Raw genomic sequence first — 13445 nt, 5'->3', positions numbered from 1 at the left:
TTCACTCACTCGGTTTTGGCCCCAGCCTGAAACCAACGGCCGAACAAGGCACGGTCCTCTTCGGTCAAACCTGTGGCGTTGCCCATGGGCATTTGCTTGGTCACCACCACTTGTTGGTACATGTTTTGAGCGTTTTGCTTGATCAACTCAGGGCTGTCCAAGCGCACGTTCTTCATTTGCACCTGAGCACCATGGCATGACAGGCAGTGCTGCCCCACCAAGCTTTGCACTTGTGCAAAGCTCACGGGCATAGCAGGCACTGTAGATGCCTTAGGGGGGGCGGGACGCAAGGCCACAATCACACCCAAGATCATCACCACACCCACAGCCGCGAAAGGCCAAGGGTTGGCCGCGCGGCCCAAGTGGTAGCCGTGGCGCTGCACAAAGAACTGGCGAATCAGGGCACCGGCCAACATCATCACAAACAACAGCACCCAGCGCTGCTCGTGCGTGTACAAAAAGCTGTAGTGGTTGCTCAGCATGGCAAAGATGACGGGCAGCGTGAAATAGGTGTTGTGCACGCTGCGCTGCTTGCCGCGCTTGCCGTGGATGGCCAGAGCGTTGGCGTCATAGGTTTCGCCGCTGGTCATCGCGGCCACGACTTTGCGTTGACCGGGAATGATCCAGAAGAACACATTGGCGCTCATGGCGGTGGCGATCATCGCGCCCACCAACAAGAACGCGGCACGGCCTGCAAACAGCTCATTGGCCAACCAAGAGCAAAACGCCACCACCACAATCATCAGGCCCGCAACGATCAGCTCGCCGTTTTTACGGAAGCCAAACACACGGCAAATGATGTCGTACACGACCCAAAAGGCGACCAACATGCCCACGGCGGCCGAACCTGCCATCACAGGCGTCCAGTCCATGAGCGATTTGTCGATCAGGAAGGTGCCCGCGTTGTAGAGGTAAAGCACCGTGAAGAGCGCAAAGCCGCTCAGCCAGGTGGAGTAACTTTCCCAATAGAACCAATGAAGTTTGGTGTGTATCTTTTTAGGGGCCACCATGTACTTTTGGGGGTTGTAAAAACCGCCGCCGTGCACCGCCCACATGGCGCCGCCCACGCCTTTTTCGAGCAGGTCGGGTGAGTTGGGTTTTTGCAGATTGTTGTCGAGGAAGACAAAGTAGAACGAGGAGCCAATCCAGGCGATGGCGGTGATGACATGCACCCATCGCAACAACAAATTGGCCCATTCCAGAAAATACGATTCCATCAGGGATTCTCCAACCCCCTCACCACCGCGGGCCCTGTGAGCGGGTATTCGGTCGCGAACATGTTCCCGGGAGAACCTGCGCCGCTGCGACCAGTGCACCGAAGTGTATACAGTTTATGTTCGGGATTCCAGTCCCCTTTTGGCTTGGCGGCCTAGGGGAAACCAGCATCTCACCCTCAAAGGGTTTGCAAGAGTTGTGCCGCCACCGCCACAGCAATGACCTCAGGCTCTTTGCCCGTGATGCCCGGCACCCCAATCGGGCAAGTAATGCGGGCGATCTCCTCGGCCGTGAAACCCCTGTCTTCCAAGCGGTGCCGAAAGGTGGCCCATTTGGTGGCACTGCCGATCAGGCCCACAAAGGGCAAGTCGTCCTGCACACGCAGACGCTTGAGGCAAGCCACCACAATGTCCAGGTCTTCAGCGTGGCTGAAGCTCATGATCAGCACCCGGCTGCCTGGGGCCAAATCCGCCACCGCAGCCTGCACCGGGTTGGAGTGTTCGCAATCGACATCCACAGGCACATCGTCCGGAAAAATCTCATCGCGGCTGTCGATCCAGCGCACCGCAAAAGGCAAAGGCGCCAGGGTGTTCACAATCGCCCGGCCCACATGGCCGCCCCCAAACAGCGCCAGCGGGGTGTGCGGGGGCATCAACAAGGTGCGCAAACGCGCCACGTCGTCCGCGTCCACCCGCTCCATGGTCAATTCAACCACCCCGCCGCAGCATTGCCCCAAACTGGGCCCCAGCACCTGACGCAAGTGCGTGGTCACCAACTCTCCGGCCAGCAAACGCCGAGCATGCGCCAGCGCCTGAAACTCCAAATGCCCGCCCCCAATCGTGCCGGCCTCGCCCACGGCAAACACCAACATGTGTGTGCCCGGCCCACGCGGCACCGAGCCCTGGGTGGCTTGCACACTCACCCGCACCGCCGCCTCATCGGCCAACCGATCCAACGCTGCCATCATCCAGTTCACACACGCACCCCTCTGTCAAATTGTTGCTCGCCAAGGCCCGTGTCCAATGCCACAATCACGCCCAAATACCGAGTATGCCAAGTAGAGGACCCGACCCATGCCACAGGCACCCCAGAACAAGCGCCCAAAACACACGGTTTTGTCACGCACCTTGCTGGCCCTGAGTGCCCTGGGCCTGGGCTGGTTGAGCGGCTGCAGCACCCAACCCAACGGCAAGCCCACACCTGGCCCAGCCACCAGCCAGGCGCCCAGCAGCCCCAGTCAAGCGGCATCCTCTCGGTACGAAGCCATGCCACAAGCTGTCGTCCCGGCCGCCTCACCGGCCTCAGGTTCTGTCAAATCCACCGCACGCAACGCCCAAGACTACCGCAAGGACGCGGCCAGCCACCTGTATGCCCTGCACAGCCAACACATCTACAAAGGTCGCCTGCCCCCCATGCTGGAGGCGGTGGGCGTGCTCAACGTGGACATCGACCGCCACGGCTCGGTCAAGTCGGTGCAATGGATGCGTGCGCCCCGGCATGTGCCCCAAGTCATGCAACAAATCGAGCGCATGGTCAAAGCCGCCGCGCCCTACCCTGTGCCCCAACACATGAGCCAAGTCACCTACACCGACGTGTGGTTGTGGCACCAAAGCGGCAAATTCCAGCTCGACACCTTGACCGAAGGTCAAGACTGAACGGCCCCGAGCGGCCACCTCTCAGGGGGCAAATGCCCCCAATTTGAAGGCGACTCAAGCCGAGACCAACTGCCCGGCCTTGGCCTTGTCGCGGGCCAAGGCTTCGCGGTCGCTGCGGCGGCGAAAGACCAGCGTCACAAAGCTGCTGCTGATCACGATGAACAGGGAATACAGCACCGGGATCAGCAAGATGTCTTGCTGCATGGCCCCTGCAAAGCTCAGCGTCACGATCAAGACCGCCAAGGGCCCGTTCTGAATGCCGGTTTCCAGCGCGATGGTGCGGCTTCGCTTATGATCCTGACGCAGCAAACGAGACAGGCCGTATCCCAAGGCCATGCCGACCAGGCCCAAGCCAATGGCCGCCAAATAAACGGTCAAGGGCGTCGTGGCCAGCAGCTGGTGGTTGCGCGGAATCCAAGTCACCACCAAGAACAAAATCACCAGGATGCCCAAAAATCCCCCCAGCAACTCGATGGTGGCGCCGATGTTGGGGCTCATTTTGCGCAGCGCCATGCCAATCAAGGTGGGCACCAAAAGCACCATCAGCACCTGCGCCACGTTGCTGGCCGGAATCTTGAAGTCACCGCTGATGCCCGCCGCTTGCGAATAAAACTCCAGCAAGGCGGGCACCATGACCAGTGCCACCAAGGTGGACACGCTGGTCATCATGATGGACAGCGCCAGCACACCTTTGCTGAAGTAAGCAAAGATGTTGGAGGTGGTGCCGCCGGGCATGCAGGCCATCAAGATCAGGCCCACCGCCAACGCGGGTGGCAAGTCAAGCAGAACGGCCATGGCAAAGCCCAAGAAGGGCATGATGCCGTACTGACAAAAAACGCCCACCAGCACGCCCTTGGGCTTGCGAAAGGCGATCAAAAAATCGCGCCAGGTGAGCGATGCGCCCATGCCCATCATGATGACCATCATCATCACGCCCAGCAATTTGGTTTCAAATTCGGTGACCATATCTAACTCCGCTGTGGCGCTCAGGCGCGTTTGAATTCGTGGTTAACTTCGGCTTTCAGGTCCTTGCGCAGCACCTTGCCAATCGGGGACTTGGGCAGCTCATCGCGCAGCACCACCGAGCTGGGCCGCTTGTAGGCCGCCAGGTGTTGCTTGCAGTGCGCCAACACGTCTTCGGCGGTCAATTGACCTGCATGGTCGGGGTTGGGCACCACATAGGCCCGTACCGCCTCGCCTGTGCGATCGTCGGGCGTGCCGACCACCGCCACTTCCAGCACCACGTCCATCTGCGCGATCACGTCTTCCACCTCGTTGGGGTAAACGTTGAAGCCCGAGACCAGCACCATGTCTTTTTTGCGGTCCACGATGCGGAAAAAGCCCGCCTTATCCATCACACCGATGTCGCCCGTCGCAAACCATCCGTCATGCATCACGTTGGCGGTTTCGGCCTCGTTTTGCCAATAGCCTTGCATGACCTGCGGGCCACGCACCCAGATCTCACCAGGCTCGCCCAAGGGCACGTCTTGACCGGTCTCAGACACCAAACGCACATCGGTGCCGGGAGCCGGGATGCCGATGCTGCCCACACGCGGCTCGCCGCTGAGCGGGTTGAAGCTCACCACAGGCGAGGTTTCGGTCAGGCCATAACCTTCGGCGATGGGGGTGCCGGTCACTTCGCGCCAGCGCTGGGCCACGGCGCTGTGCAAGGCGGTGCCGCCTGCGATCGAGGCCTTCAGGTGCTTGGGCGGGTAAGCCAAAAACCACTCTTCATTGAGCAGGCCATTGAACAAGGTGTTCACACCCGTCATCCAAGTGAGCGGGTAGTTTTCGACAGCGCGTTGCAGGTTTTGCACTGGGCGCGGGCTGGGCACCAAAATGTTGTGCGCACCGATGGCCAGGAAGCCCAGCAAATTGGCCGTGAACGCGAAGATGTGGTACAGCGGCAGCGCGGTCAGCACGCACTCTTGGCCGGGGGTCATGTGGGTCGCGCCCATGGCCAGCATTTGCTGCACGTTGTGCAGCAAATTGCCATGGCTGATCATCGCGCCCTTGCTCACACCCGTGGTGCCCCCGGTGTATTGCAGCAAGGCCAAATCGTGTGGCTGCAAATCTTGCCAATAACCTTTGGCAGGCTGCTGAGCCAAAGTGGCGCGGCCTTGGGCCAGCGCAGCCTGCAGGCGCACATGCGGCACCGTCACGGGCGGCAGCACCTTGCTCCAGACCTTTTGCACACCCCGGATGATGCCGCGCGGAATCGCCGGGAAAAACTCGGGCACACCCGCGAACACGATGTGTTTCACACCCGTTTGCGCCAGCACCTCGGGCAGCTTGTCTGCAAACATGTCCACCACCACCAAGGCCTTGGCCTGGCAGTTGTTGAACTGGTGCACCATTTCGCTCACGGTGTAGAGCGGGTTGGTGTTGACGAGCACACACCCGGCTTTGAGCACACCAAAAGCCACAACCGGGTAAGACAAACTGTTAGGCAACTGCACCGCCACACGGTCACCCCGGGCCAAGCCCAGTGTGCTGCGCAGGTATCCGGCAAAGGCATCCGACAAGGCATCGACCTGCGCAAAACTCAAACTGCCGTTCATGCCGTTGGGCACCACGCAGGTGAAGGCTGCCTTGGCCTGGCTGTCACGCGCCCAGCGGGTGCAGTGGTCGTGGATCAAATGCGCCAGACTCTGGTGCTCGGGCGTGGGCAACTCGGGCGTGATGCCCACTTGGGGGTAAACCGCTTGCCACGGGCGCTCAGCGCTCGTGGGGTCTGGGGTGAAACTCATGAAGGTCCTTGGGGGCAGAGATGAAACAGCAGGGATGGTCAAGGCGGTGCAGCGGAGGCTACAGAGTGAGACTCGACACTGGGTACGGGTGTGGCACACACAAAAAAGGCCGCCTGAGAGAGCGGCCATTATTGACGCGATTGGACTGAAAAACCCCTGAAACACCGTCTCAAATCAGGGTGTTTTCCCTGATCAAAAACCCTCTGTCATGCAGGTGTTTGCTGCTCGTGGGCTGAGCTGGGCAACAAAGTCAAAATGAGCGTGGTGGCCACCGAAAAACCCGCCAGCAGCATGAGCGAGCTGCCAAAGCCCATGACCTTGACCACCGGCCCCAAGGCCCAGACCGACAAGGAACTGACCGCGAACGACACACCCAATCGCATGCCCGACACGCGCGAGCGCAGGCGGTCGTCGACATAACGGGCGATCATGAAATCGGTGAAGGGAATGGCGCCGAAGATGAACACCATGACCCCAATGAGCGCCGCAAACAACCACCAGCCCTGGGCCTGCGAGGCCAGCACCAGCATAGGGATTTGCGCCAACACCATGAACATGAAAAAGCGCTTGAGCGGGAAACGGTTGATGAGGTGCCCCACCACCACCTGGGCCACGGAAGCCACGGCATAGACCAAGGCCAACAACAGGCCCAAGCTGGCGGGGTCTTCCATCACGCCCGCAAAACGCTCGGCCAGTAAGAGGCCGTTGCCGTTGGTCGTGAAGTTGAACAACACGCTGCTGGTCACCGCCGCCGCCGTCATGACCACCATGGCCCGCATCAGCAAGGGCGCGGGCAGGCTCACCTTGGCCCCACCCTTGCGTTTGGCAGGCGACGAGACCTCTGGCGGGCAGGTGCGGGCAAACACCCAGCCGCACACCAGCGCCAGCACGCCCGGCACCACAAAGGCCGCACGCCAGCCTTGCCACTGGATCAAAAAACCCGTGAGCAAAGCGGCGACCGCCACGCCCAAATTACCGGACAGGCCATTGAAGCCAATGGTGGCCCCCGGGTTGGACGCGCGCTCCAGCAGCATGGGAATCCCCACCGGGTGGTAGATCGAGGCGAACACGCCGATCAGCGTCAGGCAGGCGGCCAGTTGCCAAGGCGTTTGCGCGAGGGCCGTGAGAATGGACGCTGCGCCAATGCCAAAAAAGAAAACCAGCATCATGCTGCGGCGGCCCCACAAATCGCCCAAGCGCCCGGCAGGCAAAGAGCCCAGCCCAAACATGAAAAACGCGCCTGCGCCATAGGGCATCAGGTCTTGCCACTGGGCCAGGCCCATGTCGAGGGCGATGGTGCTGACCGCCGCCGCAAAAATCAGCAAGAACAAATGATCCAGCGCGTGCGCGATGTTGAGCAAGCCGCGCACCACGCGGGGGTGGTCGGCGTTAACTTCAAGTGACATCACACTCCCCCCACAACACAGGCTTGAAATTCAGGCTTGTGCCTGACCATCCGAATCGGATGCGGATGGCTGCTCAGCAGATGCACGGGCAGGCTTGGCTTGTGAAGTGGGCTCAGGCATGAAACACATCTTCTCGCCATCCCAGCGCTGGCCGCACCAGCACAGGCCTTCGGCATTGATGATGCAAGTGCCGGTGCCGCAGCACCGTGGATCGTCTGACATGGGGCTGCTCCTGTGGGGCTCTGGGGATCAAAGTGACAGGATGCCTGAAACGGCTTCAGGTATCCGGCTCAACCCATCACAACCCTGCAGTGGCCTTGGCTTTTTCGCAAGCCATCAAGATGCGCTCGGGCGTGGCCGGGGCATCCATGTAGACCACGGCTTTGTGGTCGGCGCTGGCGGCCACCGCATCGCGCAAGGCGAAGAAGGCCGACAAGCCCAGCATCAAAGGCGGCTCGCCCGTGGCTTTGCTGTTGAAAGGCGTGGGCTTCAAGTTGGCGTTGTCGAACAGGGTCACCTTGAAGTGCTCTGGGATGTCGCCTGCCACCGGGATCTTGTAAGTGCTGGGGCCATGGGTGAGCAGCTTGCCCTTCTTGTCCCAGATGCACTCTTCCATGGTGAGCCAGCCCATGCCTTGCACATAAGCGCCTTCGATCTGGCCTTTGTCCAAGGCGGGGTTGATGCTGCGGCCCACGTCGTGCACGATGTCCACGGCCTTGAGCCACCACTCGCCCGTGCGGGTGTCGATTTCCACTTCGCTCACGGCAGCGCCGTAGCAGTAGTAATAGAAAGCGCGGCCATTCAGGGTCGCGAAGTCGTATTTGATTTCGGGCGTCATGTAGAAACCCGTGACCGACAAGCCAACACGTTCCATGTACGCTTGCTTGGTCACATCGGCCCACTTGACGGACTTGCCGCCGCCGTGCAGCTCGTTGTTGGAGAAGCTCACCTCTTCGGCGGCGCAGCCCAGCATGCGGGCCGCCACGGGCTTCAAGCGCTCGCGCATTTGCGCGGTGGCATTCATGATGGCCGCGCCGTTGATGTCGGCACCGCTGGATGCCGAGGTGGCCGACGCGTTGGGCACTTTTTGGGAGTCGGTGGCGGTGATGCGGACATGGTCCACGCTGATGCCCAGACCATCGGCACACACCTGCGCCATCTTGGTGTTCAGGCCCTGGCCCATCTCGGTACCACCGTGGTTGCAACTGACCGAGCCATCCATGTAAACCACCAGCAATGCGCCGCCCTGGTTCAGGTGCGTGGCCGTGAAGCTGATGCCGAACTTGAGGGGCACCAAGGCCAAACCGCGCTTGCGGGTTTTGCTCTTGGCGTTGAAGGCATGCACCGCGGCGCGGCGCTCGGCGTAGTTGGATTCCTGCTCCACCTGGTCGATCACCTTGTCGCCCACCCAGTCTTCAATCAACTGGTTGTATTGGGTGGTCATGGTGTCGGGCGTGCCGCTGATGGCCGGGTCTTTGTAGAGGTTGAGCTTGCGCACTTGCAGTGGGTCTTTGCCCAAGGTCATCGCAATCTCGTCCATCACCGTCTCGATGCCGAACATGCCTTGCGGGCCGCCGAAACCACGGAATGCGGTGGCGCTTTGGGTGTTGGTTTTGCAGCGGTGGCTGACCAGCTTCAAAGCGGGGATGTGGTAACTGTTGTCGATGTGCAAGCAAGCGCGGTCGTTCACAGGGCCGGAGTAATCTGTGCTGTAGCCGCAGCGCGACATGAGCGTGATGTTGGCACCCAAAACGCGGCCATTGTCGTCAAAGCCCACTTCGTAGTCGATGCGGAAATCGTGGCGCTTGCCGGTGATGGTCATGTCGTCGTCGCGGTTCACACGCAGCTTGACGGGCTTTTGCAGCTTGTGCGCGGCCAATGCGGCGCTTTGGCTGAAGATGCTGGCGTTGCCTTCTTTGCCGCCAAAGCCGCCACCCATGCGGCGACAGATCACCTCCACATCGTTGGTGTGCAGGTTCAGGGCGTGTGCGGCTTCGCGCTGGTTGCCATCGGGGTGCTGGGTCGACACGTACAGCGTGAGCTGACCGTCTTCCTTGGGCACAGCGTAAGTGATCTGGCCTTCCAGATAGAACTGCTCTTGCTGGCCGGTATTGGTGCTGCCCTTGATTTTGTGGGGCGCGTTGGCAATGGCGGCAGCGGCGTCACCACGCGTGATGCCCTTGGGCGGCATGATGAAGCTGTTGGCGGCCATCGCGTCTTCGATGGTCAAGATGGGCGTGAGTTCTTTAACCAGCACCTTGGCTTTTTTGGCGGCTTCGCGGGCGTAGAGCATCTCGCGTGCCACCACCACAGCCACGGCCTGGCCGACAAATTCAACCTTGCCTGCGGCCAAAAACGGATCGTCGTGGATGATGGGGCCGCAGTTGTTTTCGCCGGGAATGTCTTTGGCGGTGTAGACCGCAACGACGCCGTGCTCCTTGAGGATGGCTGCGCGGTCAATGCCGTCACCAATCAACTCGCCATGCGCCACGGGCGACAAGATGAGCGCAGCATACAAAGTGCCCGCGTGCTCAGGGATGTCGTCAATGTAGGTGGCCGAGCCCGTGACGTGCAGGTGGGCGGACTCGTGAACGATGTCGGTGCCTTGCTGAACGCCCGATGCGGGCAACAGGTTTTTGATGGGGGTAGGAGCGTTCATTCAAGCCACCTCTTTCTGTTCTTCAATGAATTCGAGCACCAGGTTGCGGGCAACCAGGGCGCGGTAGGCCCAAGTGGCACGCAGACCGTCGCGGGCGGTGAAGCTGGCGGCAATCGCGGCGTCCAGGTCGGCCGATTTCACGTCGGCAGGCGCACGGCCTTCCAGAACGGCTTCAAGCTTGGGCGCACGGCAAGGCGATGGGGCCAGGCCGTTGTAGGCCAGTTTCACGCCGCTCAGCTTGCCGCCTTGCAGTGTGTAGCTGATGGCCGCGCAAGTGGCCGAGATGTCTTGTTCAAAACGCTTGCTCACCTTGTGGGCGCGGAACACCTGGCCTGCCACGGGCTTGGGCAGTTCGATGGCTTCGATGAACTCACCGGGCTCCATCACGTTTTTCTTCATGCCGGTGTAGAAGTTGTCCAGCAGCACCTTGCGAGTCTTGTCGCCACGGCGCAGCACCAAGCTGGCACCCAACGCCATCAGGCAAGGCATGGTGTCGCCAATCGGCGAGCCGTTGGCGATGTTGCCCGCCAGCGTGGCCGTCGAGCGGATGGGGGGCGAGCCAAAGCGGCGCAGCACTTCGGTGAAGTCGGGGTAAGCCTGGGCCACCAGAGCCTCGACTTGCGTGAGCGACACGGCCGCACCAATGCGCCAAGCGCTGGAAGTTTCGGTCACTTGGCGCAGTTCTTTGACGTTGCCCAAATACATGATGTGATCGGGACGTGAGAACTGCTTGTTGACCTGCAGACCGATTTCGGTGCTGCCTGCCAAGAGCGTGGTGGTGGGGTTCTTGACCAGGTAGTCGGCCACTTCAGCCAAGGTGGCGGGCGACACAAACTCGTTGCCTTTGCGGGTGCGCACCACCGGCTGGACGATGATGTCGCCGTCCAGGCTCAGTGTGGGCACGCTGGCGCGTTTGATTTCTTTGAGCAAAGGCACATCGGCGCTGTCGTCCAGCTTCAAGGCCTCGGGCTTGGCACAAGCCTTGGTGGCCGAATCGATGATCGGCTTGTAGCCGGTGCAGCGGCAGAGATTGCCACTGAGCGAATCGGTGATCTGCTGGCGGTTGGGCATGGGCAGCACCTGCACCAGGTTCACCAGACTCATCACGATGCCGGGGGTGCAAAAGCCGCACTGCGAGCCGTGGCACTTGATCATTTCTTCCTGCACAGGGTGCAGCGTGCCGTCGGCTTTTTTCAGACTCTCGACAGTTTTGACCGATTTGCCATCCAACGAAGGCAGCAACTGGATACAGGCGTTGGTGGCCACGTAGTCCACGCCCGTGCCAGCGGCATTGAGTTCGCCCACCATGACCACACAAGCGCCGCAATCGCCTTCGGCGCAGCCCTCTTTGGTGCCGGTGCGGTGCATTTGCTCACGCAAATAGTCCAGAACAGTGGTGGTGCGGCGCTCGCCTTGGGCTTCGACGATGCGGCCGTCGAGCACAAAGCGCACGGTGTTGGTGACTTGGGTCATGGTGCGGGGGGTGGGGTAGATAAACGGGAAGACCCCCGATTCTAAGGAACCGCGGGCTAAGGTGGCGGATTTTTAGAGGATTTGTAGGGGTCGCTGGCCGAATCACACAGACTCACTCGCCTCAAACGTGGCACTTTGCAACACCCTGGGTCTTGCACAAACATCTTGGGTCAAGACAAAGCGCCCCGTCCATCCGAAGCCGCATCCCCATTGGGGCAAGAAGAGGGCACTTTGGCCTCCACCCCATTGCGGTACACCCAAGGGGCCACAGCGGCGTTGGCCCACAAGCCTTTTTTGGTGGTGCGGGCCGAGGCATGCGCTGCTGCAAAGGCTTGGCGTTGCCGGAGGTCGATGTCGCATTGGTAGGCTTCGTAATACCAGGCTGCGCCCGATGCGACTTGGCTCAGGTTGACCTGGCTGCAATCGGGCTTGAAAACGGTGCCCAACACCCGGTCGTACCGGTCTGTGTGCGCGTAGGTGACGGTGACGCTCTGGCCCAAGACCATGGCAGCCAAATGCGCCCGTGACGATGGGCCATAGGCTTGATCCAACTCTGGGGCGTCGATGCTGGCCAACCGGATCGATTCACCACCCACGGTGAACGTGTCGCCGTCGTGCACCGAAGTGACCGTGCCGATGATGCGCTGCGTGCCCACGCTCACGCCGCAATGCGTATGGGCCGATCCAGGCGCAAAACTCGCACCTTCCCCGCCGCCGCATGCCGACAAAACCACTGCAACCATGAATAACAAAGGCCTCAACATGGTGGCAGCTTAGCCCAGCCAGGAGCGCGCGCAAAGCCCAAAAGGAGCGCCCACCCCATCATGGCGGCGCAAAACCATGCCCCCCCCAAATAGCCCGATGCGCCAATCGATCGGATGACGTTCTCCGAGCGCCTACACTGTCCCCATGCCAAAAACAGACTACACCCCTTGGTATGTTTTGCCCCAAGGCAAATGCCAACTTTCGGACTTTGACACCAAGCCCCCTGCCGAAGGGCAGGCCTCTGCCAAAGAGTTTGAGGAGCACTTGGCAGACATGGGTGAAAAGCTCGACAAACTGCAAAGCACCCTTCACGCAGCCAAAACCCGGGGCTTGTTGGTGGTGTTTCAGGGCATGGACACCGCAGGCAAGGACGGCGTGATCCGCAGCGTTTTCACCCACGTCAGCCCCTTGGGCGTTCGGGCCGAAGCCTTTGGCGTGCCCACCGATCTGGAAAGCCGCCATGACTTTTTGTGGCGCATCCATGCCAAAGCGCCAGCGCGGGGCGAAATGGTGATTTTCAACCGCAGCCACTACGAAGATGTGTTGGTCACCCGCGTGCGGGGCCTGATTGATGAGGAAACCTGCCAACAACGGTACAACCACATCTTGCACTTCGAGTCTTTGCTGCAAGACGCGGGCATCACGGTGTTGAAGTGCTATTTGCACATTTCCAAATCCGAGCAAAAGAAACGCCTGCAAGCGCGGCTGGACGATCCTCGCAAACATTGGAAGTTGCAGCCCTCGGACTTTGACGACCGCGATGTGTGGCCCGAATTCACCCGAGCCTACGAAGAGGCTCTGAGCGCCACCAGCACACCCGAATCCCCTTGGTACGTGGTGCCCGCCGACAGCAAGCCCTACCGCGACAGCTTCGTGGCCGGGCTGATCGTGCAAACCCTGGAAAACATGAAACTGAAAACGCCTAAACCCACATTTGACCTCTCCAAAGTCAAACTGAGTTGAGTCCCACCTCGGGTCAGCTGGCCCGTTGGGGTCGATTCATCGGGGACATGCCCCGGTGAGTTTCAAGAGCCGCGATAGGTCGAATAACTCCAGGGGCTGGCCAGCAAGGGCACATGGTAGTGCTGGTCTTCGTGCGCCACGCCAAAGTCCAAGCTCACTTTGTTCAAAAAGTTCGGCTCGGGCAGTTCTACGCCTTTGGCTTTGAAGTAGTCGCTCACATTAAAGACCAAACGGTACGTGCCTTTGCGCAGGCTGGCGTGGTCATAGAGCATGCCGTCGGGGTTGCGGCCGTCGTGGTTGAGGGTAAAGCTCTTGACCAAAGTGGCCTGATCGCCTTGGGTGGTGTAGAGGGCCACTTGCATGCCCGCAGCGGGGCAGCCGTGCATGGTGTCCAAAACGTGTGTGCTCAATCCCATGGTGTGCTCGCTTGTCTTGAATGGGTGTGAAAAAGGGTGGTTTTGACAAGGCTTTGAAAAGCCCCTTCAACCGGTCGACCGAAGTGTATACAATTTTGCTTTTGGTGGCTATGATTTGCGCCACCTACACAAAAACACCCGAA

The 13445-nt window shown here is 60.5% G+C and carries 12 protein-coding genes; 2 read left to right on the top strand and 10 right to left on the bottom strand.

What is annotated here, in order from left to right; genetic code table 11:
- Positions 1-5: 5 nt before the first annotated feature.
- Both B9Z50_RS13195 and xdhC read right to left on the bottom strand, forming a co-directional pair.
- On the bottom strand, positions 6-1217 hold the full coding sequence (locus tag B9Z50_RS13195) for a urate hydroxylase PuuD (protein WP_108365092.1): 1212 nt from the start codon (positions 1215-1217) through the stop codon (positions 6-8).
- A gap of 176 nt (positions 1218-1393) precedes the next feature.
- On the bottom strand, positions 1394-2182 hold the full coding sequence (gene xdhC, locus B9Z50_RS13190) for a xanthine dehydrogenase accessory protein XdhC (protein WP_199221752.1): 789 nt from the start codon (positions 2180-2182) through the stop codon (positions 1394-1396).
- Positions 2183-2288: 106 nt separating this feature from the next.
- On the opposite strand from xdhC, the gene B9Z50_RS13185 reads away from it, so the two are divergent.
- Positions 2289-2870 (top strand): hypothetical protein, encoded by a 582-nt coding sequence (locus tag B9Z50_RS13185; RefSeq protein ID WP_108365088.1) that lies wholly within the window; start codon positions 2289-2291, stop codon positions 2868-2870.
- Between the two features lie 54 nt (positions 2871-2924).
- On the opposite strand, the gene B9Z50_RS13180 is transcribed toward B9Z50_RS13185, so the two are convergent.
- The 7 genes from B9Z50_RS13180 to B9Z50_RS13150 all read right to left on the bottom strand — a co-directional run bounded on the left by B9Z50_RS13180 (position 2925) and on the right by B9Z50_RS13150 (position 11922).
- The gene (locus B9Z50_RS13180; RefSeq protein WP_108365086.1) at positions 2925-3836 is read right to left on the bottom strand and encodes a bile acid:sodium symporter family protein; all 912 of its coding nucleotides are present in this window, start codon (positions 3834-3836) and stop codon (positions 2925-2927) included.
- Positions 3837-3856: 20 nt separating this feature from the next.
- Complete coding sequence (locus B9Z50_RS13175; RefSeq protein ID WP_108365084.1) at positions 3857-5620, bottom strand: AMP-binding protein; 1764 nt, start codon at positions 5618-5620, stop codon at positions 3857-3859.
- 206 nt (positions 5621-5826) lie between these two features.
- A complete protein-coding gene (locus B9Z50_RS13170) occupies positions 5827-7026 on the bottom strand; it encodes an MFS transporter (protein ID WP_108365082.1) in 1200 nt (399 codons plus the stop codon).
- Positions 7027-7056: 30 nt separating this feature from the next.
- Complete coding sequence (locus B9Z50_RS13165; protein WP_108365080.1) at positions 7057-7248, bottom strand: hypothetical protein; 192 nt, start codon at positions 7246-7248, stop codon at positions 7057-7059.
- A gap of 76 nt (positions 7249-7324) precedes the next feature.
- Positions 7325-9685: a xanthine dehydrogenase molybdopterin binding subunit gene (gene xdhB, locus B9Z50_RS13160; RefSeq protein ID WP_108365078.1), complete on the bottom strand. Its 2361-nt coding sequence runs from the start codon at positions 9683-9685 to the stop codon at positions 7325-7327.
- A complete protein-coding gene (gene xdhA, locus B9Z50_RS13155; RefSeq protein WP_108365076.1) occupies positions 9686-11158 on the bottom strand; it encodes a xanthine dehydrogenase small subunit in 1473 nt (490 codons plus the stop codon).
- Positions 11159-11328: 170 nt separating this feature from the next.
- Entirely contained in the window at positions 11329-11922 is a 594-nt protein-coding gene (locus tag B9Z50_RS13150) for a thermonuclease family protein (RefSeq protein ID WP_108365074.1), read from the bottom strand.
- Positions 11923-12067: 145 nt separating this feature from the next.
- On the opposite strand from B9Z50_RS13150, the gene B9Z50_RS13145 reads away from it, so the two are divergent.
- On the top strand, positions 12068-12886 hold the full coding sequence (locus B9Z50_RS13145; protein WP_108365072.1) for a PPK2 family polyphosphate kinase: 819 nt from the start codon (positions 12068-12070) through the stop codon (positions 12884-12886).
- Between the two features lie 62 nt (positions 12887-12948).
- On the opposite strand, the gene uraH is transcribed toward B9Z50_RS13145, so the two are convergent.
- Positions 12949-13302, bottom strand: a complete 354-nt coding sequence (gene uraH / locus B9Z50_RS13140; RefSeq protein WP_089952974.1) for a hydroxyisourate hydrolase — start codon at positions 13300-13302, stop codon at positions 12949-12951.
- Between the last annotated feature and the right edge of the window lie 143 nt (positions 13303-13445).

This window comes from Limnohabitans sp. Bal53 (assembly GCF_003063355.1).
In the GTDB taxonomy this organism is placed as follows: domain Bacteria; phylum Pseudomonadota; class Gammaproteobacteria; order Burkholderiales; family Burkholderiaceae_C; genus Limnohabitans_A.
The sequence above is the reverse complement of the archived record's forward strand: the minus strand, read 5'-3'. Positions and strand labels throughout refer to the sequence as shown.

Bases quoted from the DNA above. Each gene is read 5' to 3' on its own strand.
- B9Z50_RS13175 (WP_108365084.1), bottom strand. From the start codon at position 5,620: ATGAGTTTCACCCCAGACCCCACGAGCGCTGAGCGCCCGTGGCAAGCG.
- xdhB (WP_108365078.1), bottom strand. From the start codon at position 9,685: ATGAACGCTCCTACCCCCATCAAAAACCTGTTGCCCGCATCGGGCGTT.
- B9Z50_RS13165 (WP_108365080.1), bottom strand. From the start codon at position 7,248: ATGTCAGACGATCCACGGTGCTGCGGCACCGGCACTTGCATCATCAAT.
- B9Z50_RS13185 (WP_108365088.1), top strand. From the start codon at position 2,289: ATGCCACAGGCACCCCAGAACAAGCGCCCAAAACACACGGTTTTGTCA.
- uraH (WP_089952974.1), bottom strand. From the start codon at position 13,302: ATGGGATTGAGCACACACGTTTTGGACACCATGCACGGCTGCCCCGCT.
- xdhC (WP_199221752.1), bottom strand. From the start codon at position 2,182: ATGATGGCAGCGTTGGATCGGTTGGCCGATGAGGCGGCGGTGCGGGTG.
- B9Z50_RS13145 (WP_108365072.1), top strand. From the start codon at position 12,068: ATGCCAAAAACAGACTACACCCCTTGGTATGTTTTGCCCCAAGGCAAA.
- xdhA (WP_108365076.1), bottom strand. From the start codon at position 11,158: ATGACCCAAGTCACCAACACCGTGCGCTTTGTGCTCGACGGCCGCATC.
- B9Z50_RS13150 (WP_108365074.1), bottom strand. From the start codon at position 11,922: ATGTTGAGGCCTTTGTTATTCATGGTTGCAGTGGTTTTGTCGGCATGC.
- B9Z50_RS13180 (WP_108365086.1), bottom strand. From the start codon at position 3,836: ATGGTCACCGAATTTGAAACCAAATTGCTGGGCGTGATGATGATGGTC.
- B9Z50_RS13195 (WP_108365092.1), bottom strand. From the start codon at position 1,217: ATGGAATCGTATTTTCTGGAATGGGCCAATTTGTTGTTGCGATGGGTG.
- B9Z50_RS13170 (WP_108365082.1), bottom strand. From the start codon at position 7,026: ATGTCACTTGAAGTTAACGCCGACCACCCCCGCGTGGTGCGCGGCTTG.